Genomic DNA, 21,600 nt, shown 5'->3' with positions numbered 1-21,600 from the left:
TCTCCATGGCCAAGGCCACCGACGACAGCCCCCAGTCCCTGGGTGTGGCTGTGCTGACAGTTTCGGACACCCGTACCGATGAAAATGACACCTCCGGACAATTTCTGGTGGATGCATTGGGCGACGCCGGCCACGCGCTGCGGGACAAGCAGATAGTGATCGACGATATTTACCAGATTCGAGCGGTACTCTCGGCCTGGATTGCCGATGATGCCATTGAGGCGGTGCTGGTGACCGGCGGTACCGGCTTTTCAGGGCGTGATTCGACTCCGGAAGCGGTTGCGCCGCTGTTCGATAAGTCCATCGACGGATTTGGCGAAGTGTTTCGCGCCCTGTCTTATGAGGAAATCGGTTCCTCCACAGTCCAGTCTCGGGCACTCGCGGGCCTGGCCAATAACACGGTGATCTTCTGTATGCCGGGCTCCACCGGTGCCTGTCGCACTGCCTGGGGCGGCCTGATCCGCGACCAACTCGATTCGACTTACCGCCCCTGTAATTTTGTCGGTGTATTGCGCGTCAGGAGCCAGCACGCTTGAGCGGCCTGACTCCGCTGGCTGATGCGTTGGCCCAGGTAGTCAGCCAGGCACCTGTGCCGCCCCAACCTCAGTATGTCTGCGTTATGGATGCCCTGGGGCTGACCCTGGCGGAAGATGTCGCTTCGCCGATAGATGTGCCGCTCAATGACAACTCTGCCATGGACGGTTATGCCCTGCGCGCTGCTGATGCGGGACAATTATTGCCGGTCGCGCAGCGTATCGCGGCGGGTCAGGTAGGTGAACAACTTGAGCCGGGTACGGCAGCCAGAATATTTACCGGTGCTGAGATCCCTCCCGGCGCTGATGCTGTGGCCATGCAGGAAAACTGTACTGAGGAAGAAGGCCAGCTGCGTATTCATCATCCCCTCGAGGCGGGGGCCAATGTCCGCCCTCGCGGCCAGGATATTGCCCGCGGCGCAACCGTGTTGGTGCGCGGCCGCCGTCTCAGGCCGCAGGACCTTGGCCTGCTGGCCTCGGTCGGGCGTGCGCAGGTGGCGGTGTACCGGCCGCTGCGCGTGACCGTGCTGTCGACCGGCGATGAGCTGGTTGAGCCCGGGCAGGGCGAACTCGCTCCGGGTCAGCTCTACAATTCCAATCGCTATACCCTGGCGGGCCTGGTGCGTTCGCTGGGTATGGAGTTTGTCGACGGTGGCATGGTGGCGGATACCCCTGAGGCTACCGGAGATGCCCTGGAGGCTGCGGCACAGCGCGCCGATGTGGTCATCACCTCTGGCGGCGTTTCCGTTGGCGAAGAAGACCACGTGAAAGGACAGGTAGAGCGCCTTGGTGCACTGTCGCTGTGGAAACTCGCCATTAAGCCCGGCAAGCCCCTGGCCTTTGGCCGCATCGGTGACACGCCGTTTATTGGGCTGCCCGGCAACCCCACATCGGTATTTGTCACCTTTCAACTGGTGGCAAGACCTTTTCTGCAGCGTATGCAGGGCCTGGCGGAAGCGCCCGCACCATCGCTGGTGGCGCGGGCCGACTTTGCCGTCAAGCGCGCCGGTAGCAGGCAGGATTACCTGCGGGTGATTGTCGAGCGAGACAGCACTGGCCTGGTTGCAAAGCGCTTCTCCAACCAGAGTTCAGGCGTGTTGAGTTCTGTCAGCTACAGCAATGCCCTGGCGGTCATTCCTGTGGGGACAACGGTTGCCCCTGGTGATGAGGTCGAGGTCTTGTTGTTGGATTTGTGAGGTCTGTCGAGCTGGGGCGGTCAGGAGATGCCCAGCTCGTCCCATAGCTCGTCGACCCGGTCTTTCACGGCCTGGTCCATGGCAATCGGCTCACCCCATTCGCGGTCGGTTTCTCCTGGCCACTTGTTGGTCGCATCAAAGCCCACCTTGGAGCCAAGGCCAGCCACAGGTGACGCGAAATCCAGATAGTCGATGGGGGTGTTCTCGATGAATACGCTGTCGCGCTGCGGGTCCATGCGCGTGGTCATGGCCCAGATCACGTCTTTCCAGTCGCGGGCATTCACGTCTTCATCGGTGACGATGACAAACTTGGTGTACATGAACTGGCGCAGGAATGACCACACGCCGAGCATGATCCGTTTGGCGTGGCCGGGATATTCCTTGCGCATGGTGACGACGGCCATCCGATAGGAGCAGCCCTCGGGCGGCAGGTAGAAATCCACGATCTCGGGAAACTGCTTCTGCAGCAGCGGCACGAAGACTTCGTTCAGGGCGACGCCGAGTACGGCCGGTTCATCGGGCGGTCTGCCAGTGTAGGTACTGTGGTATATGGGATCTTCGCGGTGCGTAATCGCCTCAACGGTAAACACCGGGAAGCGCTCGACTTCGTTATAGTAGCCGGTGTGATCGCCAAAGGGGCCCTCGTCGGCCTCTTCTCCGGGTTCCAGATAGCCTTCGAGTATGTACTCTGCGCTAGCGGGTACCTGCAGGCCGTGTTCCCTGCATAGTGGTGTGAAGCACTCTGCTAGCTCGGTTTTGGAACCGCGCAGCAGGCCGGCGAAAGCGTACTCAGACACCGGGTCAGGAATAGGCGTTACCGCTCCCAGCGTCGTGGCCGGATCTGCGCCCAGGGCAATCGCCACAGGGTAGCGTTTGCCCGGGTGCTTCAATTGCCATTCGCGATAGTCCAGAGCGCCACCGCGGTGCGAGAGCCAGCGCATGATCAGCTTGTTTTTGCCGATCAACTGCATGCGGTAAATGCCGAGATTCTGGCGTTCCTTATCGGGACCGCGGGTAATCACCAGCGGCCAGGTGACCAGCGGGCCCGCATCGCCGGGCCAGCAGGTCTGGATCGGCAGTTGATACAGATCGACTTCGTCGCCCTGCTTGGCGTGATACTGGCAGGGTGGGTTGCGGACAATCTTCGGGCCCATGTTGAGGACTTTTTTGAGCACAGGGGCCTTGTCGGCCAGGTCTCGAAAGCCTTTGGGGGGGTCCGGTTGGCGTAGATAGGCCAGTAGCTCCCCGATCTCGCGCAGGGCGGTGACATTCTCTCCACCCATGCCCAGTGCCACCCGCTGCTCGGTGCCGAACAGGTTGGCCAGCACCGGTGTGTCGAACCCCTTGGGATTTTCGAACAGCAGCGCCGGACCGCCGGCCCGCAGGGTGCGGTCGGCGATTTCCGTCATCTCAAGATTAGGGTCGACCTCCGCGGTAATGCGCACCAGCTCGCCGCGCTGTTCAAGCTCGGCAATAAAGTCGCGGAGGTCTTTGTATTTCATTGCTGCTCCCCGTCATTCCCGCGCAGGCGGGAATTCAGTGGCCTTTTGGACAAAGAACAAGTATTCATCGGGAATTGAACCGGCTCTTTGATTAATTGTCGGGTTCGAGATGATCTATGACTGCAGAACCCCTGGATCCCTGCCTTCGCAGGGAAGACATTGCCGTGGGCAACGTCACTTGCGCTTCATGGACAGGAAGAACTCGTCGTTGGTCTTGGTGTCCTTGAGCTTGTCGATCAGGAATTCCACCGCGGGCAGATCTTCCATGCCGTGCAGCAGCTTGCGCAGGATCCACATGCGCTGCAGTTCTTCATCGCCGGTCAGCAGTTCTTCGCGGCGAGTGCCGGAAGAGCGGATGTTGATTGCGGGATACACGCGCTTTTCAGCCACCTTGCGATCCAGATGCAGTTCCATGTTACCAGTGCCCTTGAACTCCTCGTAAATCACCTCGTCCATTTTGGAGCCGGTATTGATCAGGGCGGTAGCGATGATGGACAGGCTGCCGCCTTCCTCGATGTTCCGCGCGGCGCCAAAGAAGCGCTTGGGGCGTTCCAGGGCGTGGGCGTCTACACCACCGGTCAGTACCTTGCCGGACGAGGGGATAACCGTGTTGTACGCGCGTGCCAGACGGGTGATGGAGTCGAGCAGGATCACCACGTCACGCTTGTGCTCCACCAGGCGCTTGGCCTTTTCGATAACCATATCCGCCACCTGCACGTGGCGCGAGGGTGGCTCGTCGAAGGTCGACGCAACGACCTCGGCACCGCGGGCACCGACAGAGCGCTGCATCTCTGTCACTTCTTCGGGACGCTCGTCGATCAGCAGTACGATGATGTAGCACTCAGGGTTGTTGCTGATAATCGCCTGGGCGATGTTCTGCATCATGATGGTTTTACCGGCCTTGGGCGGTGCTACTAACAGGCCACGCTGGCCTTTACCAATCGGGGCCACCAGGTCGATGATGCGGCCGGTGAGGTCCTCGGAGCTGCCGTTGCCCTTTTCAAGAGTCAGGCGCTCATCCGGGAACAGCGGCGTCAGGTTTTCGAACAGGATCTTGTTCTTGGATTGTTCAGGTTTACTGAAGTTAACCTCGCCAACCTTGAGCAATGCGAAGTAGCGCTCGGAATCTTTCGGCGGGCGAATCTTGCCGGAAATGCTGTCGCCGGTGCGCAAGTTGAAGCGGCGGATCTGGCTCGGCGAGACATAAATGTCGTCGGGGCCAGCCAGGTAAGAGCTGTCAGCGCTGCGCAGGAAGCCGAAGCCGTCCTGGAGAATTTCCAATACACCGTCACCGTAGATATCTTCACCGCTTTTGGCGTGTCGCTTGAGAATGGCAAAGATGATGTCCTGCTTCCGTGAGCGGGCCATGTTTTCAATGCCCATCTCCTTGGCAATATCGATGAGTTCCTGGGTGGGTTTGTTCTTCAGATCAGTAAGATTCATAAATGCGATGCAATAGAGGCGTGAAAGGAAAAAGAATTAGAAACATGCGCGCGGCTGCTGCCGGCCGGGTGAAGCTAAAAAGTTGAGTAGCAGAGTTATTATTGCTGCACAGAAATGTGCGACAGGCACAAAATGTAGCACGGGTCGGTAAGGGCGTCTATAGCTATTTTAGATCGTTTTTTAGCCGATTGCGTATTCGCTCTGACCGACGATAAGCGGGTCCATATGGAGCAAATCGTCACGCTTTTCCGGGTATTCCAGTGAGCTCAGAAAGTGTTGCAGGCAGGCGATGCGGGCGCGTTTTTTGTCTGAGGATTTCACAATCGTCCAGGGCGCGTGGGCCGTATCGGTATAAAAAAACATATCTTCTTTTGCCTGGGTATAGTCATCCCAGCGGCTTTGGGCCGCCTCGTCGATAGGTGACAGCTTCCACTGCTTCAGCGGATCCTGGCGACGTTCATTGAACCGCGCTTGCTGCTCCTCCTGGCCAACGGTCAGCCAGAACTTGAACAGGTGGATGTCGCTGCTAACCATCATGAGTTCCAGTGCAGGCGCCTGCAGCATAAATTCCTGATACTGCTCCTGAGTGCAAAAATCCATTACCCGCTCGACCCCGGCGCGGTTGTACCAGCTGCGATCAAACAGCGCGATATGACCGTTGCTGGGAAAGTGGCGGATGTAGCGCTGGAAATACCACTGGCCCTGTTCCTCGGGGGTGGGCTTGTTCAGGGCGACCACGTGGGTGTGACGCGGATTGAGATGCTCGATAAAGCGCTTGATGGTGCCACCTTTGCCGGCGGCATCGCGGCCCTCAAACAGGATAACGATTTTCTGCTCTGTGGCGATGGCCCAGCGCTGCGCCTTGAGCAATTCGATCTGCAGCAACTGGAGATGCGATTCGTAGGCCTTCTTGCGGAGTCGGTCAGCGTAGGGGTGCTGGTCGCTGGCAAAGTGGGCGATGATGTCTTTGGTGCTGAGCAGCTGCTCAGCGAGGCCGGGGTGCAGCGCGTCGCGCGCTATGGCCTGGGGATTGATCGCACGGCGCGCGGGTCTGGATGAAGGCGCCGTGCGAGAGGTCATCGCGGGTTATACCACTTCCTGGATGAACTCGGTGAGCTGTGACTTGGACAGGGCACCCACTTTGGTCGCTTCAGCGTTACCGCCTTTGAAGACGATCAGCGTGGGGATGCCGCGGATGCCGAACTTGGGCGGAATTTCCGGGTTGGCGTCCACGTCTACTTTGGCAATCTTCAGCTTGCCTTCGTACTCGGCCGCGATTTCGTCCAGCACGGGCGCAATCATTTTGCAGGGACCGCACCATTCGGCCCAGAAATCCACCAGCACGGGGATATCGGAATTGAGGACTTCGGCATCAAAGGATGCGTCGGTAACGTGTACGATCTGGTCTGACATTGTGTTCTCCGGTTGATCTGCGAGGCCTGGCCCCGCGTAGTTTTGACGTCGGTCATCATAGCCAGCCACCCGTAGCGGCACAAGCAGTGCATCCAGAGTTTTTCGGAATGCTCTAATTGCCCTATGTTATAAACACAGCTGGCTATCTCTTGCGATTTTTATGGGGGCGTCTTGAATAAAAAACAACTGTTGCTGGGCATTATTGTCGCGGCATTCATAGCCTGGTTCGGCCTGGATCTGGGGCAGTACCTGCAGCTGTCCTGGGTGCAGGGCAAAATGGGTGAACTGCGGAGCTGGTACGCGGCCAATCCGCTCCTCGCGGGCGCCCTATACTTCGGCCTCTATGTGGCCGTGACGGGCTTGTCGATACCCGGGGCTGCGGTCATGACCCTGGCGGGCGGCGCGCTGTTCGGCTTCTGGTACGCCCTGGTGCTGGTGTCTTTTGGCAGCAGCATCGGTGCCACTATTGCCTTCCTGATCTCCCGCACGCTACTGCGAGACTGGGTGCAGCAGCGCTTTGGGCAGCAGTTGCGGCCGGTGAATGAGGGGTTTGCCAAAGACGGTGCCTTCTACCTGTTTGGCCTGCGCCTGGTGCCGCTGTTTCCGTTTTTCGTGATCAATCTTGCCATGGGCTTACTACCCATTGGCACCTGGCGTTATTACTGGGTATCGCAGCTGGGCATGTTGCCGGCCACGGCGGTCTACGTGAACGCGGGAACCCAGTTGGGGCAACTGGATTCGCTGGCCGGCATTGTGTCTGCGCCGCTGCTGATTTCCTTTGCCCTGTTGGGCGTGTTCCCGCTGCTCGCGCGGTGGACGCTCAATGCACTGCAGAATCGCCGGGCGCTTGCCAAGTGGGATAAACCGAAGTCGTTCGATACCAATATGGTGGTGATTGGCGCCGGGTCCGCCGGGCTCGTCTCGGCCCTGATTGCCGCTACTGTGCGAGCGAAGGTGACCCTGGTCGAGCGCGACCGCATGGGAGGCGATTGTCTGAACACCGGCTGCGTGCCCAGCAAAGCGCTGATTCGCTCGGCGCGCATGGCCCATTATGCCCAGCGCGCCAGCGAGTTTGGTCTGGTGCCGATGGACGTTCAGGTGCGCTTTGCAGACGTCATGAGCCGGGTGCGCTCGGTGATAGCGACTATCGAACCACACGACTCGGTAGAGCGTTTCACCGGTCTTGGTGTCGACTGTGTTCAGGGCGAGGCCCAGCTTGTATCTCCGTGGGAAGTGGAGGTGAACGGCGACCGCATTGCCGCGCGAAACATTGTCGTCGCCACCGGTGGCAGGCCCCGGGTGCCGGATATTCCCGGGCTTGAGGACGTGGGGTACCTGACCTCAGATACCGTCTGGGAGCTGGAACAGTTGCCCGAACGCCTGCTGGTGCTGGGCGGTGGCCCCATCGGCTGTGAGTTGGCTCAGGCCTTTGCCCGCCTCGGCGCATCAGTGAGTATCGCCACCCGCGGCTCTCGCCTGCTGCCGCGCGAGGACAGCGAGGTCTCTGACGTGGTCGAAGCTGCGTTCACCGCAGAGGGTATTTCACTTCACCTGGGCAAACAGCCCGAGGCGTTTGCGCCAGGCGTGTGCCGGCTCGAAGGCGGCGAGAGCATCGCCTTCGATGCCGTATTGCTGGCGGTGGGCCGCAGTCCCAATGTCGAGGGCCTGGGTCTCGAAGCGCTTGGCGTTGAGCTGAATCCGGCCGGTCATCTTGATGTGGATGACTTTCTGCGCACTCGAGTGCCCTCCATTTATGCTGCGGGCGATGTTGCGGGCCCCTACCTGTTTACCCATATGGCCAGCCACCAGGCCTGGTATGCCTCGGTCAATGCGTTGTTTGGGCGCTTTCGCAAATTCCGGGTCGACTACTCGGTGGTGCCCTGGGCGACGTTTATCGACCCCGAGGTTGCCCGGGTGGGCCTGAATGAGGCCGATGCTCAGGCTCAGGGTATTGCCTACGAGGTCAGCCGCTACGATCTGGATGATCTCGACCGCGCCATCGCCGACGGCGAGGCGAAGGGCTTTGTGAAAGTGCTGACCAAGCCAGGCAGTGACCGTATTCTGGGTGCCACTATCGTTGGCTATCATGCGGCTGAATTGATCAACGAGTTTGTGCTGGCGATGAAACACGGCCTGGGACTTAACAAAATTCTCGGCACTATTCATATTTATCCCACGCTGTCCGAGGGCAACAAATTCCTCGCCGGTGAGTGGCGCAAGGCGCGCAAGCCGGAGAAACTGCTCGATATCGTGGAGCGCTATCACCGCTTCAATCGCGGTGCTTAGCTGCTAAAGTAAGGTTTTTAAGCGGTAACTATTGGAGAAACAACAATGGCAAATGTAGCGGTTATTCTCGCCGGCTGTGGCGTGTACGACGGCGCCGAGATTAACGAGGCAGTGTTGACCCTGCTCAGTCTGGAGCAGCAGGGCGCGAGCTACCAGTGTTTCGCGCCCGACCGCGAGCAGTTGCATGTGATTAATCACCTCACCGGTGAAGTGGTGGAGGGAGTGACACGCAATGTGTTGGTGGAGGCGGCACGGATTGCCCGTGGCAATATCAAACCGCTGACCGAACTGAATGTGATTGACTACGATGCGCTGGTGGTTCCGGGCGGGTTTGGTGCTGCCAAGAACCTGTGTGACTTTGCGGTGGAAGGTGCGCAGATGTCAGTTCAGGAGGATTTTTTGGCCGTTGCGCGGGGATTTCAGCAGGCTGACAAGCCGATCGGGCTGATCTGCATTGCGCCGGTCATGGCGGCGGCTATTTGCGGTGCAGGCACTGAGTGCACCATTGGTAATGATGCCGATACCGCGGCGGCGATTACGGCGATGGGCGGCGTGCATCTGGATTGTCCGGTCACAGAGGCTCGTGTTGATGCCGCCAAGAAAATGGTAACGACGCCGGCCTATATGCTGGCCGGCCAGGTGTCGGAGGCGTATACCGGCATCGCTGATTGTGTCAAAGAAGTGCTCGCCCTGGCTTGAGCTGGCAGGTTTACATTCTCGCCTGTAGTGACGGCACGCTGTATACCGGCATTGCCCGCGACCTGGAGCGGCGCCTGCGACAACACAATGGAGAGCTTGCTGGCGGGCCGAAATATACCCGGGGACGCAGGCCGGTGCAATTAGTGTGGTCAGCCGAAGCGGTTGACCGGAGCGCTGCGTCACAGCGCGAAGCGGCGATCAAACAGCTTTCCCGCGAGGAAAAACTGAGGCTGATAGCACAATGAATGGGCAGGATACTCTGGCGGGTTTGGGCTGGTAGACCCGCTTTCAACAGCAATTGAGCCTCGATGAGTGGGAGGATGCAGTACCTGTACGGGTAGTCGCCTTTCACCGCAGCGAGATGCAGGTGGCCACTGAGGATCTCCAACTGACCGTGCCGCTGCACAAGGATATGCCAAAGATGGTGGTCGGAGATTGGGTGCTGCTGGATGCCGAGCAGCGTTTAGTGCGTCTGTTGGACAGAAAACCCCTTTTTCAGCGCCGGGCGGCGGGCACCGAAATGCGCAGCCAATTAATCGCCGCCAATGTCGATACCGCGCTGGGCAAATACTACAAGCGCACCCAGAGCGAGGCGGGAAAATTGAAAGGGCGCGATAGCTGAATCGCCGCGCTAGACCAGCCTCCAGGCGAGCTCAGCTGGCTTCAAGTTGCTCCAGTTCTTCCTGTAGCTCCAGCCATTCCATCTCCAGTGCCTCAGCCTGTGGTTTCAGATCGGCCTCCTGCGCCAGTAGTGCAGCCAAATCGTCTTTGCGCGCCACCTCATACAGGCTGGTATCCGCGAGCTGTTGCTGGATCGACTCTAGTTCGCGTTCAACCCGGGCCATGTCCTTCTCCACCGTGTCGAGTCGCTTTTTGAGAGGCCGCAGTCGCTCTCGCTGGGCGGCGGCCTGCTGGCGCTTCTCTTTGGCGCTAGGCTCATTGGCGCTACTGGCCTGGGTTGCGGGTTTGTCGTCTCGCAGCTGCTTGAGAATCCACTTCTCGTAGCCTTCCAGATCGTCCCGGTATTCCTCTACACAGCCGTCGTGAACCAGCAGCAGTTCTTCCACGGTGTTGCGCAGCATGTGGCGGTCGTGGCTCACCAGAACTAGCGCACCCTCGTAGGCCTGCAGCGCTACTTCCATAGCGTGGCGCATCTCCAGATCCAGGTGGTTGGTGGGTTCGTCGAGCACCAGCAGGTTGGGCTTTTGCCACACGACCATGGCCAGCGCCAGACGGGCTTTTTCGCCTCCTGAGAAAGGAGCGACGGCACTGGTGGCAGCGTCGCCGCGGAAATTGAAGCCGCCGAGAAAGTTGAGAATCTCCTGCTCGCGCACGTCCGGGCTGAGTCGCTGGATATGCTGGGTGGGACTGGCCTCCATGTCGAGGGCCTCGAGCTGCTGCTGATCGAAGTAGCCAATGCGCAGGTGTTCGCCCGCGCTGCGCTCACCCGCGAGCAGCGGAAGCTCGCCGACCAGCGATTTGAGCAGAGTGGATTTACCCGCGCCGTTGCGTCCCAGCAGGCCGTAGCGGCTACCCGGGCGCAATTGCAGCTCGACCTGGTTGAGAATGCGCGTGTCACCGTAGCCCAGGCTGGCCTCGTCCAGCCGCAACAGGGGATCGCTGAACTTGTCGGGCACCGGGAAGCTGAAGTCAAAGGGTGAGTCAGCGTGGGCCGGGGCGACTGTTTGCATGCGCTCCAGTTCCTTGAGTCGGCTCTGGGCCTGCTTAGCCTTGGTCGCCTTGTAGCGGAAACGGGCGACAAACGCATCAATTTCGGCAATCCGGCGCTGCTGTTTCTCGAAGATGGCCTGTTGATTGGCCAGTCGCTCTGCACGCTGGGCCTCGAACTGCGAGTAATTGCCCTTGTAGCTCTGCAACTGTTGTTGCTCGATATGCAGAATGCGTTCGCAGGTGGCGTCGATGAAATCGCGGTCGTGAGAAATCATCAGCAGGGTGCCCGGATACTGCTGCAGCCACTGCTGTAGCCAGATAGTGGCGTCGAGATCCAGATGGTTGGTTGGCTCGTCGAGCAATAGCAGGTCTGAAGGTGTCATCAGTGCGCGGGCGAGATTCAGCCGAATACGCCAGCCGCCGGAAAAGTCGCTGACCGGGCGCTCATAGGCCTCGTCAGCAAAGCCCAGCCCTTGCAGCAGCAGCCGCGTGTGACGCTCCGCACTGTAGCCGTCCATAGCTTCAAGTTCGCTGTGGATACGGGCCGCTGCGGTGAAGTCCTCGCGTGCCTCGCAGGCTGCCAGGCGGTCGAGCAGGTCGGCCAATTGTTGGTCGCCGCGCCAGACGTATTCGCCGGCGGGCAGGTCGGTAGCGTGCACCTCCTGAGCCATATGAGCCAGGCGAAGCGTGGACAGGCCTTCAATGTCGCCCTGGTCCTGGTGCAATTTACCCAGCAACATGGCGAACAAGCTGGATTTGCCGCTGCCATTGGCGCCGATTAATGCCAGGCGTTGGCCAGGCTGGATAGTCGCACAGGCGTCACCGAGGAGCAGTTTGCTACCCCGGCGTAATTCGATGTCTTTGAGGATGATCATAAGGCCGCGAATTCTACGCGGGTGCCCGCTTACCTGCCAGCCCACAGGGGCTGGTACTGGCTGGGGGCGGGTAGTATAGTATTCCGCCATCGCGATCGCGGTTTTTCAACAAATAACGGAATGATTCTATGAAGAAGTATGCACTGCCTCTTGCGCTGGCCGGCGTGGTCAGCCTGCAAGCGTGTAATCAACAAGAACCCGCCGCCGAAGGTGCCGCTGCAGCTGCGCCCGCTGCGGAAGTCACCCTCGAAGGTGCTGAGTCCCGCCTGAGCTACGGCATGGCCTTTGGCCTGGGTAAGCGCATGTCCATGGACGCTATGCCCCTGGATGTTGAGGCGTTTGTTGCGGGCTTCCGCGACGGTATTAGCGGTGCTGAAGGTCGCATGAGCGAAGAAGAAATCGCCGCCGAAATGCAGGCTTTCCAGGAAAAAATGATGGCCGAGCAGCAGGCTGCCCAGGCGTCACTGGCTGACGCCAACCTGGCTGCAGCGGTCGCTTTCCTTGAGGAAAACAAGGCCCGTGAAGGCGTGGTAGTGACAGAGTCTGGTCTGCAGTACGAAGTGATTGAAGCCGGCGAAGGCGAAATGCCTGGTGCTGAGGACACCGTTGAAGTGCACTACACCGGTACTCTGGTGGATGGCACTGAGTTCGATTCCTCACACAAGCGTGGCGAGACGGTAACCTTTGGTGTTGGCCAGGTCATTGCCGGCTGGACTGAGGCCCTGCAGTTGATGCCTGTTGGCTCCAAGTACAAGCTGTACATTCCGCCAGAGCTTGGCTATGGCGCAGGTGGTGCAGGCCAGATGATTGGTCCCAACGCAGCGCTGGTATTTGAAGTTGAGCTGATTTCTATTCCCAGCCAGGCGGCTGCGGAGTAAACGGTTGTTCCGGCGTCAGCCTGCCTGACGCCGGTGACTGTTGTGTAGGCCGGCAATGAGCTGGTCTTCCAGGGCGAAGCGCGCTTCCAGTGCTTCACCCAGGGCGGAGAGGTCGCGCTTCAGCTTCTTCTCCGTACCCACACTTTCCCCATATTTTTCATCGTAGGCCATGATCACCTCAGTGGTGTCAGCAATGGCCGGCATAACATTCTGAGCCAGTGAGCTGGTGCCGTCGCCAAAGCTTTCGGCCTCGGCCAGCAATTCGTGAAAGACTTCGAAGTGCCCGACGGACACGTAGTCCACCAGAATCTGGCAAAGCGCTGCCTGGCGGGTGGCGACACCATCGGGGCCAAGTACGCCATCGATCGCGACCGCGATCTCTGTGTATTTGCCCAGGACTTCGCGGCGTTCTTTCAGCCATCGGGTGAGGAGTTCCTCCACTGCGGCAAATTGTACTTGGGGGTCCGGGCTGGCATTGGGCATGGCACTTATCCTTTGCATGTTCAGTGAAAGTCTGCCACAGCCACGGGGCTGTGACTACGGTGAGGTGGGTCAGTTGTCGGCGGCTAAATCGCTGCGCTGTTGGCCGGCATAGGCCAGTAGCTTGGGGTAGAAGTCCAGAAAGGCAGATTCGAGCTCGGGTCTGAGCTTTTCCAGGGCCGGGGCGGTGGCCGTCAGCGGATTGCCGCGACGCAGCTTTTCACCAACGCGGCTGGCGCTGGCCGGTACTGCATGCCAGTCGCCATACGCGCTCAGAATGTCGTAGTCCTGCATGCGCTGTGCCATGCGCCGGGCTGGCGGACTGAGCAGTGAGCGGTGCTCCTGCAGGCTCAGGTAAGTCATTTGGGTGAAGTCCTCGAGCCTTAAGTCTGAGTATGTCTCCCAGTGTCTTGTCAGGTAGTGGTCGAAGGCAAGATCCGTGAGAATTCCGGCAAAGCGACGCAACTCCGGCGGAAACTTTGCGCGCAGCGCCGCAATCGTGGGGTGATGATCCGTATAGGCGTCGACAAGGCGATGCAGGCGAACGCCGCGGCGTAGCCCTGCATCAATGTCATCCGGCAATGGCCCTTTGAGGTAATCCCCTTCCAGGCCGCCGACCACGAGCGCCCGGTCAGGCCAGGCGAGGTGGAAGTGCGCCAGGTGATTCAAGGCGCTACACGAGTTGGTACTGGGCGTAGAAGTTGCGCAGGTACTGTTCGAAGCTGATGTCGTCAGTCGCCTCAATCTCCGCCTGGCGAACCAGGGAAGCGTCGGCCTCCTGCTGCAAGCGCGCCACTGCATCTTCGTCCAGTTCCAGCTCCCGGAAGTACTGGGCCCACTGTTGACTGTACGCCATGGCGAGACGGAAGAAGGGCAGGTTCTTCTCGCGCATCTCCCGCAGCACCCGTGCCGACGGGGTGAGCTCAGGGTCCTCGACCTTGGCCTGTTGGGTGGCCATGGACTCGCTGTAGTCGACGGTCTCGTGGACGTCGTCGAGCAGGGCAGCAATTGGCTGCATCTCTTCCAGCAGGGCCTGGGCCCAATCACTGAGGGCGCGGGGGCCGTCATCACCCTCGAGCATGAGTTCAGGGTCACGGCCGCGATTGACGACGGCAGTGAGGTTCGCCGCCTGTATTCTCTGGACATTCTCATTGCAGGCATCGCTGGGGGTCAGCAGGCAGTGCAACAGGAAAATATCCATGAAGCGGATTTGTTCAGCGTCCAGGCCCAGAGGTGCGAAGGGGCTAACGTCGACGCATCGCACTTCGATGTACTGGATGCCCCCACGGCGCAGCGCTGACAGGGGCGTTTCTCCCGAGTTGGCCACACGCTTGGGGCGGATGGGGCTGTAGAATTCGTTCTCGATCTGCAGCAGGCTGTCATTCAGCTGCTGATAGTCGCCGTTCTCACCGTGGGCAATGTCGGCGTACTCCGCGTGCGGAGTGGTAATGGCCGTGCGCAGCGTTTCGACGTAGTTGTCGAGCGAGTTGTAGCAAATACTGAGGCCGGACTGGGCGTTGCTGGTGTAGCCGAGATCGCCCATGCGCAGCGACGTGGCATAGGGCAGATACAGGCTGTTGCCGTCGTCGCTTTTCTTGAGGGTGTGCTCGCGCCCTTGCAGGAAGCTGGGGCAAAGAGCTGGTGATGCACCGTACAGGTACACCAATAGCCAGGCGTGGCGACGAAAATTTCGTATCAGATCAAGATAGCGCTCGGTAATGAAATGCTTGAGCTTGCCGGGGCTGCCCGCGGCTTCCCATTCCAGCTCCCAGTAGCGATGGGGCATGGAAAAGTTGTAGTGGATACCGGCAATGGTCTGCATGGCCCGACCGTAGCGATGCCCCAGCCCATAGCGATAGGCTGTTTTCATCTGGGCGACGTTGGAGCTGCCATAGCGGGCGACCGGAATGCTGTCGTCACCGCCAACCACGCAAGGCATGGACGTCGACCAGAGCAACTCCTCGTCGATATTGCGGTAGGTAAAGGCGTGGATGTCCGACAGTTGCGCAAGGCTCTGATCGATATCTGCACTAACGGGCGTAATAAATTCCAGGAGTGCTTCCGAGTAGTCGGTGGTAATCGAGCCGTGGGTCAGCGCCGAGCCCAGTGCCTGCGGATGGGGTTGTTGGGAGAGCTTGCCGGAGGTGCTGACTCTCAGGCTTTCCTTCTCAATGCCCCTGCCGATCTGGCCGAGTAGCTGCTTGCGCTCGGGTTGCGCCAGTTGGGTGACTTGCGCTTGCAAAAATGAGGACAACGGGAACTCCTTGTGCGGGGAAGAGAGCGGTGCTATCGGGGTGGCGCCGATCTTCGAGTGGGCCAATTCTAGCCCTCATTGCCAGGGTAGTACAGAACCCCGCGCAAGGCTGCTTTCTCGGCTCAGGCGCCGACTTGGTCGAGATGGCGCGCCAGTAGCTGGCAGACAAAGTTGCCCTGGACCTCGCCATCCTGACCGGTCGCCAGCATGATACGCGAGAGGATAAGCGCAAAACGGGCGCCGGCGAAAATCAGGTAGTAGTCGTAGTGTTCAGCACTGAAGCCCGATGCCTGCTCCCAGCGTCTGACGGTTTCCTCGTAGGATGGCAGTCCCTCCAGCCGCGGCAATCCCAGCCCTTCGGCGAAGGCGGCATCGAGGAAGTTGTACCAGGCGATGTCCTGCACAGGGTTGCCGAGCACGGCCATTTCCCAGTCGAGCAGGGCCGCAACGCCGTCCAGGGACTTAGTGAAAATGACGTTGCCAATGCGCGCATCGCCCCAGCACAGCACCGTGGGTTCCTGCGCGGGCTGATTCGCTCGCAGCCAATTAAGCGCCCGCTGGCCAATCTCATGTTGTGCCCCCTCCAGGCCCCAGTCGTGGTAGTTCTGCCAGTACGTTAACTGGTGCTGCAGTGGGGTCACGCCTGGCTGGCCAAGGTGTTCGAAGCCCAACGCTTGATAGTCGAGTTGGTGGAATTTTGCCATGGCGTCGACGGCGGCGAACCACACGGTTTCGCGCTGCTCTTGGTTGGCTTCGTGCATGAGCCAGCCGTCCATATTGTAGGGTGGCATGTCGGGCGGAATGCGTCCCGGTGTGTGGGCCATGACGTAGAATTGTACGCCCAGTACAGTGAGGTCGGTCTCCAGGCCTAGTAGTGTCGGTACGGGCACATCACTGAGCCTGCCAACGCTTTCCATCACCTGATACTGCAACGTGAGGTCGTAGTCGGGAAACACCGGGCGTTCAATTTCGGGCTGCAGGCGACCGACACAGGGCATGGTGTGCCGCTCGCCGTGTTCTTGCCACTCAATATCGAACAACAGGGTTACGTTGGACATGCCGGTGCCTTCGGGGGTGGTCAGGTCGCCAATCGTAATGTCGGTGCCGCGGCGTTCACTGAACCAGGCTTCCAGTTTGCGACGGGTGCCGCCGATGTCGTCCACCAGTGGCGTGGGGCGTTCGCTGTCCATTGAGTGTCTCCCCGTTATTAACTATACGCTTGTATAGTCTAATCCCAGGCAGTGGTGCTCGCCAACTACCCCGTATGGGACGGTAGGAGGCGGGCGGGCAAACTGCTAGAGTAAGAGCATCGAGTGCGCAATCAGGGATTGAAATGCGAATTGTCGAATGGCTCAAAATCCTTTCCCATGAGAATGGATCCGATCTCTATCTGAGTACCGGGGCGCCTCCCTGTGGCAAATTTGAAGGCCAGTTGCGGCCGATTGCCAGCGGCATTCTGCAGCCGGGTGAAATCAAGGACATCGCCTACGAGGTGATGGACGCCACTCAGCGTGAAGAGTTCGAGTGCGAGCTGGAGATGAACCTGGCGACGTCGATCCCGGGCTTTGGCCGGTTCCGGGTGAATATATTTGTGCAGCGCAATGAAGTGGCCATGGTGTGTAGGAATATCGTTGCCGATATCCCCCAGTGGCAGGACCTGGGGCTGCCGGCGATTCTTCCTGAGGTTGTGATGCGCAAGCGTGGCCTGGTGCTGTTTGTGGGCGCGACGGGTTCGGGGAAATCCACATCGCTGGCCGCACTCATCGATTACCGCAATGCCAATAGCGCGGGCCATATTGTCACCATCGAAGATCCCGTGGAGTTTGTGCACACCCATAAAAAGAGCCTGGTAAACCAGCGCGAGGTGGGGGTGGATACGCGCTCCTGGCACAATGCCCTGAAGAATACCCTGCGCCAGGCCCCGGATGTCATCCTGATAGGAGAAATCCGTGATCGCGAGACAATGGAGCACGCTATAGCATTTGCCGAGACCGGGCACCTCTGTCTGTCTACGCTGCATGCGAATAATGCCAACCAGGCACTGGAGCGCATTATCAACTTTTTCCCTGAAGAGCGTCGTTCCCAGTTGCTGCTGGACCTGTCTCTTAACCTGCAGGCCTTTGTGTCGCAGCGCCTGATTCCCACGTTAGAGGGAGGTCGTTGCGCAGCGGTTGAAGTCCTGCTGGGTACGCCACTAGTTGCTGACCTGATTTTACGCGGCGAGCTGGAGAGCCTCAAAGAGGCGATGGAAAAGTCAGCCAACGTTGGCATGAAGACGTTTGATGCCGCATTGCTGGAGCTCTACCAGCAGGGCCGAATTACTGAAGAAGAAGCGCTGCGCAACGCTGATTCACCGAATAATCTGCGATTGAAAATCAAATTTGTCCAGGAAGAGGGTAGGGCACCCCTGCCCGGTGGACCGCTTGGCACTGTTCAGCAAGAGGCCCAGTCATTGAGCCTGGATGTTGCTGCCGACGACAACGAGGGCGGCGAGGAGTTGGTGTTTGAGACGGAGTCGTATGCCGGGACAGATCTGGTGATTGAACCATCGCTGGAAGAGCCACTCATACCCCCGCTTGCCCCTGCATCAACGGGCGCGGCAAAGCCACCGCCGGTGTTTGAAACGTCAACCTCAATGGAGGAGGTGGCGGTGACCCGCAGTGTCACCAGTGAACCGGAAGACGCCGAAGCAGATAACCGGGGGCCGGGGAGACTGTTCTAGTGATCCGGTTCCATGGCGGTAATCAGGCTTATCCAGCTCTGAATGTCTGACTTTTCCGCCTGCTGTAAAGAGAAACCCGCCAGCCAGGGGTAGTCGGGGTCGTCGCTTGGTTTGCACCAGCGAACTTGCCCCAGCAGGTAGAATGCGTCGCTGCCGGTCGCGCTTGGGGGTGGTTCGACGCCAATTTGCAGAAAGGCTTCTACCGGGAGCTCGTGCTGCAGTGCCACCATCAGGCCGCCACTGGACACATTCAGGGTTTTACATATGGCAATGGTGGCATCTTCGCCGCTGCCAACTGGCGCTGCCTCCAGTTCGATAAACACTCTGCTCTGCATGGGCAGGCGTTGATGCTTTCGTTCAGTCCAGCCCATAGCTCACTCACCCCTGACCTTGCTGCAATTGCGCGCGCGTTCTTTCAACTTGCTCGCGGAAGTTGTTTCTGGCTTCCAGGATATCAATCTGGCCGGCCTCAATGAGCGCCAGGTATTCGCGCTCGTCAAGCCGGCGCAATTCAATGCCCTGGCGATTTACAAAGATGAGTATGCCCCGCACCTTGTCGTGGAGTGCCAGCTTGGCCAGGAGCGGCGTATCGGTGTCGTGAAAGCCAAGCCATGTGCCGATGGGGAGATCGGGGACACCGCTGTTAGTGGTGGTAGTGGAGGTATCGGTCTCGCTTGGGGTCGGAGCGGCGTCAGGGTTCAGGAGGCGGTCCAGGGCGGCGTCCGAGTCAATGCCGGCAGCGGCGGCTACCGCGCGACTGAAGGCGGCACCGGTTGCCAGTGGCTGGGCGTCGCCTGAGCCCACCTTGGCGTTGAAGTCAGCCATGGGCATAGACAGTGCTTTTGCACCACTGAGATTACATAGGAGTACTTCGCCACTTTCGATCATGGCCAATCTGAGGCGGAATACATCCGTGTCACTGCAGACCTCATACCATTGGCCGACTGCGACGCCCGCTGTCATTTTGGGAATGGCTGCGGCGGGCTGGCCCGAGTCTACTGTCAGTAGGTGGGAAAGTTCCGGGGGACGATCCTGGGCGACGCGCTGCAGTAGGTACTCGTAGGCTGCCATTTCGCGCTGCAGTAGATCGTCCTCATGCTGAATGCTGAGCAGTAATCGACGCAGTTCTGCGGGCAGAATGCGGGCCAGTCGCAGCCGTTCCTCGCGGGCATCGTCCCCGGCAGGGGCCAGCGGATGCATGGCAAGCAGGAGCTGGCCCGTGGTGGCCTCGAAATCGCGCCATTGTTGAGACTGGTCGCCAAATTTCAGGTAGGTGAGCTGGGCGCTGTCGTACCAGGGTCCCCTGATAAACGCGTTCAGCTCGCTGGGCGCAGTGTATTTCAGTAGCTGTCCGTTAATCAGGTCGGCGGCAATGGTCTTGGCCATGGCAGCGCGCAAGCGGCCGTGCTCTGCAGCGATGGTGCGCTCGGTTAGTTTTTCGGCGCGGGCACGCAGGCGCTGCGCTTCCGCGACAATCTGGCTGGCAATGGCCGCCATGTCGCCGCCCTGGTCAAGGCAGCCGCGCACGTCGGCAATGGCCTTGTCGATCAGGTTGGTGACGGGTTGACCTATGCGCCCCAGGTCGCCCTGCCAGCCAATCGCGGCACTGTGGATCGCGTCCAGCATCTGGTGCAGCGGGTGCTGTCCGGGGCGGAAAAACGTTTCTTCACTGAGGGAGGCCATTGCCACTGCCGGTTTGAAAGCGCGCAGCTTGTGGGTTAGCTCCCATTCCAGTGGGAAAGACTGCTCCCACTCTTGGAACACGCGCTCAATCCAGCGCAGTACGGCACACTCTGCCGGTTTAGGCATGGCCGGGTCGCCGACAACGTCGGTTTGTGCCAGCAGGGCATCCAGCGGAGGCAGATTGAAGTCGTCTATGGCGCGCAGGTAGCCAAGCAATTCATCCCACTCCAGCGCGGGGGCGCTCTGGCCCGGCGGTTCGGGTACAGCAAAACTACGGGTCACGGCCTTTTGCAGCGACACTTGCAGCGGTATCTTGTTCTCGCTCAGTTTCAGTTGACTAGCTTCCCAGCAATCATGACCAGTAAAACGGCCCACAGCACCACGAGCAAATACACTCGCCAACGAGGTCGCGGCTCCTGTGTCTTGGTGCGTGGTTGTTGCTTCTGGATATTGAAAGAACCGCAGGCAGGGCACTGGCCCCCGTGACCACTTCTCACTCCGCGGAAGCTGCACTCCTTGCAGATGAAAGCCATAGCGTTATCGGGTGCTCTTAAGCAGCTGGTCTACGACACGTTCCAATTGCTTGAGATTATTGCACTCGGCCGAGAAATGACAAGCACTTAAGTAGCGAAACATCTCGGAATCTCCAGTTCCCCAGGCGCGACGTGACTCAGGGTTTAACCAGATGACCTGCTTGGCGCGCTGATACACAGATCGCATGATATCGATCCGGGGGTCGCCATTGTTGTTGCGAGCGTCGCCGAGAATAAGCACCGTGGTGTTGTTGTTGATGTCATCCAGGGCCAGCTGGGCAAAATCTTCTAGGCTCTTGCCGTAGTCGGTGGCGCCACCGTATTTCCAGTTCACGATCTCGATGGCTTTTTCCACGGGGTGCTCATCAAACAAATCACTGACTTCTCCCAGCTGCCCTGAGAAGGCAAAGCTGCGCACCTTGGGCAGCACATCCTGCAGGCTATACAGGAATAACAGCAGAAACTTGGCATACGCCGCCACGGAACCACTGACGTCGCAAATGGCGAGAAGTTGTGGTTTCTCGCGTTTTACCTGGCGCCAGTAGGTGTTGAACATGACTCCATCGTTGGCGATGCCCCTGCGCATAGTGCGTGGCATGTCCAGATGACCGCGGCGGTACTGTCGCCGTTTGCGCGCGTGTCTGGTCGCCAGTTTGCGGGCCATTTTGCGCACCAGCTCGTGTACTCGATGCAGGTAGCTGTGTTCGATATTGCTCAGGCGGGTTTTGCTGAGGACGTCCTCCATGAACTGCTGGTTACGACCTGCTGCATGCAGCAGGTATTCGCGGTCCACAAAGTCGCGCACCTGTTCGCGCAACAGGTCCCGATAGCGTTGCAGGCTGGCAAGCGCCGGGTCAGCGGCGCGCTCAAGTTCGATAATTGCGCCGCGCAGCTGCTGCTCGCCCATGGCGTCCAGCATCTTGCGGGTGTACTGGCCCTTTTGTGTAAACATCTGAATTTGTTGCAGACCTGCCCCTTCACCCGCCTGGGTGATGGCCATGGTCAGGGCGTTGCGATCGTTATTGAGCAGCGCCTGCATCAAGTCTGAGTTCATCACCGCTGCGAGCTCGGGATTGTTTAGCGCAGCTGCCTCCAGTGCCGCGGCGTCAGAGGTCGATGGATCTGCCTCAGCAGCATCGCCGGGCTCCTGTTCACCGGCTTCTGCCTGCTCTTCGCCCGGGTTGTCCTCGGGGTCGAGACTGAAGTCGGCCAGTCCGCGGTTAAAGTAGGAGTCAAAGCAGCGGTTGAAGACGGCTTCTTCCGCCGGGGTTTTGGCCAGTGCCATACCAAGACCATCGCGCAGGCGCATGCGATCACGGTAACCCAGCGTGGTGGCGACATGCATGGCATCCAGGGTTTCGGCCGGCGATACCCTGACATCGTGGCTGCGTAGCACCTGGATGAAGTTTACCAGATTGGCCGGCATCTGGGA

19 protein-coding genes and 1 pseudogene are annotated in these 21,600 nt (G+C 59.5%); 8 read left to right on the top strand and 12 right to left on the bottom strand.

Annotated features, from left to right (window positions below; genetic code table 11):
• Positions 1-5: 5 nt before the first annotated feature.
• Positions 6-536 (top strand): molybdenum cofactor biosynthesis protein B, encoded by a 531-nt coding sequence (gene moaB / locus A3709_RS13165; protein WP_066055285.1) that lies wholly within the window; start codon positions 6-8, stop codon positions 534-536.
• Complete coding sequence (gene glp, locus A3709_RS13160) at positions 533-1,729, top strand: gephyrin-like molybdotransferase Glp (RefSeq protein ID WP_066055282.1); 1,197 nt, start codon at positions 533-535, stop codon at positions 1,727-1,729. Before moaB ends, glp begins: the two co-directional genes overlap by 4 nt.
• Positions 1,730-1,749: 20 nt before the next feature.
• Here the strand turns inward: glp and ubiD are convergent, their stop codons facing one another.
• The 4 genes from ubiD to trxA form a co-directional block, all read right to left on the bottom strand.
• Positions 1,750-3,231, bottom strand: a complete 1,482-nt coding sequence (gene ubiD, locus A3709_RS13155) for a 4-hydroxy-3-polyprenylbenzoate decarboxylase (RefSeq protein ID WP_066055278.1) — start codon at positions 3,229-3,231, stop codon at positions 1,750-1,752.
• Positions 3,232-3,405: 174 nt separating this feature from the next.
• Entirely contained in the window at positions 3,406-4,674 is a 1,269-nt protein-coding gene (gene rho / locus A3709_RS13150; RefSeq protein WP_066055275.1) for a transcription termination factor Rho, read from the bottom strand.
• Positions 4,675-4,854: 180 nt separating this feature from the next.
• Positions 4,855-5,754 (bottom strand): polyphosphate kinase 2, encoded by a 900-nt coding sequence (ppk2, locus tag A3709_RS13145; protein ID WP_066055270.1) that lies wholly within the window; start codon positions 5,752-5,754, stop codon positions 4,855-4,857.
• 6 nt (positions 5,755-5,760) lie between these two features.
• Complete coding sequence (gene trxA, locus A3709_RS13140) at positions 5,761-6,087, bottom strand: thioredoxin TrxA (protein ID WP_066055268.1); 327 nt, start codon at positions 6,085-6,087, stop codon at positions 5,761-5,763.
• A 171-nt stretch (positions 6,088-6,258) separates the two neighbouring features.
• Here trxA and A3709_RS13135 point away from each other — a divergent pair, with 171 nt between their 5' ends.
• From A3709_RS13135 to A3709_RS13120, 4 genes are all read left to right on the top strand, one after another.
• Positions 6,259-8,373, top strand: coding sequence for an FAD-dependent oxidoreductase (locus tag A3709_RS13135; RefSeq protein WP_066055265.1), 2,115 nt, complete (start codon positions 6,259-6,261; stop codon positions 8,371-8,373).
• A gap of 45 nt (positions 8,374-8,418) precedes the next feature.
• Entirely contained in the window at positions 8,419-9,072 is a 654-nt protein-coding gene (gene elbB, locus A3709_RS13130) for an isoprenoid biosynthesis glyoxalase ElbB (RefSeq protein WP_066055262.1), read from the top strand.
• Positions 9,069-9,317, top strand: coding sequence for a GIY-YIG nuclease family protein (locus A3709_RS13125; protein ID WP_231871177.1), 249 nt, complete (start codon positions 9,069-9,071; stop codon positions 9,315-9,317). The genes elbB and A3709_RS13125 overlap by 4 nt, the downstream gene beginning before the upstream one ends.
• Before the next feature lie 122 nt (positions 9,318-9,439).
• Positions 9,440-9,694, top strand: a complete 255-nt coding sequence (locus A3709_RS13120; protein WP_156507756.1) for a hypothetical protein — start codon at positions 9,440-9,442, stop codon at positions 9,692-9,694.
• Between the two features lie 31 nt (positions 9,695-9,725).
• On the opposite strand, the gene A3709_RS13115 is transcribed toward A3709_RS13120, so the two are convergent.
• Positions 9,726-11,618 (bottom strand): ABC-F family ATP-binding cassette domain-containing protein, encoded by a 1,893-nt coding sequence (locus tag A3709_RS13115; protein ID WP_066055254.1) that lies wholly within the window; start codon positions 11,616-11,618, stop codon positions 9,726-9,728.
• Positions 11,619-11,746: 128 nt separating this feature from the next.
• On the opposite strand from A3709_RS13115, the gene A3709_RS13110 reads away from it, so the two are divergent.
• Positions 11,747-12,496, top strand: coding sequence for an FKBP-type peptidyl-prolyl cis-trans isomerase (locus A3709_RS13110; protein WP_066055249.1), 750 nt, complete (start codon positions 11,747-11,749; stop codon positions 12,494-12,496).
• A gap of 15 nt (positions 12,497-12,511) precedes the next feature.
• Here the strand turns inward: A3709_RS13110 and A3709_RS13105 are convergent, their stop codons facing one another.
• From A3709_RS13105 to A3709_RS13090, 4 genes are all read right to left on the bottom strand, one after another.
• Positions 12,512-12,979, bottom strand: coding sequence for an Rsd/AlgQ family anti-sigma factor (locus A3709_RS13105; RefSeq protein WP_066055246.1), 468 nt, complete (start codon positions 12,977-12,979; stop codon positions 12,512-12,514).
• A 69-nt stretch (positions 12,980-13,048) separates the two neighbouring features.
• Positions 13,049-13,645, bottom strand: a complete 597-nt coding sequence (locus A3709_RS13100) for an ACP phosphodiesterase (RefSeq protein ID WP_066055243.1) — start codon at positions 13,643-13,645, stop codon at positions 13,049-13,051.
• A gap of 4 nt (positions 13,646-13,649) precedes the next feature.
• Entirely contained in the window at positions 13,650-15,230 is a 1,581-nt protein-coding gene (gene gshA / locus A3709_RS13095; protein WP_066055240.1) for a glutamate--cysteine ligase, read from the bottom strand.
• Between the two features lie 122 nt (positions 15,231-15,352).
• On the bottom strand, positions 15,353-16,420 hold the full coding sequence (locus A3709_RS13090) for a phosphotransferase family protein (protein WP_066055237.1): 1,068 nt from the start codon (positions 16,418-16,420) through the stop codon (positions 15,353-15,355).
• Between the two features lie 143 nt (positions 16,421-16,563).
• Here A3709_RS13090 and A3709_RS13085 point away from each other — a divergent pair.
• Positions 16,564-17,616 (top strand): annotated as a pseudogene (locus tag A3709_RS13085) (PilT/PilU family type 4a pilus ATPase); the annotation flags it as partial.
• A 332-nt stretch (positions 17,617-17,948) separates the two neighbouring features.
• On the opposite strand, the gene A3709_RS13080 reads toward A3709_RS13085, so the two are convergent.
• From A3709_RS13080 to A3709_RS13070, 3 genes are all read right to left on the bottom strand, one after another.
• A complete protein-coding gene (locus tag A3709_RS13080; RefSeq protein ID WP_066055234.1) occupies positions 17,949-18,323 on the bottom strand; it encodes a PilZ domain-containing protein in 375 nt (124 codons plus the stop codon).
• A 7-nt stretch (positions 18,324-18,330) separates the two neighbouring features.
• Positions 18,331-20,037: a DUF1631 family protein gene (locus A3709_RS13075; RefSeq protein WP_066055231.1), complete on the bottom strand. Its 1,707-nt coding sequence runs from the start codon at positions 20,035-20,037 to the stop codon at positions 18,331-18,333.
• Between the two features lie 135 nt (positions 20,038-20,172).
• Positions 20,173-21,594, bottom strand: coding sequence for a VWA domain-containing protein (locus A3709_RS13070; protein ID WP_066055228.1), 1,422 nt, complete (start codon positions 21,592-21,594; stop codon positions 20,173-20,175).
• Positions 21,595-21,600: the final 6 nt, after the last annotated feature.

The organism is Halioglobus sp. HI00S01 (assembly GCF_001635445.1).
GTDB lineage: Bacteria > Pseudomonadota > Gammaproteobacteria > Pseudomonadales > Halieaceae > Halioglobus > Halioglobus japonicus.
This window is presented reverse-complemented; position numbering and strand designations above follow the sequence as displayed.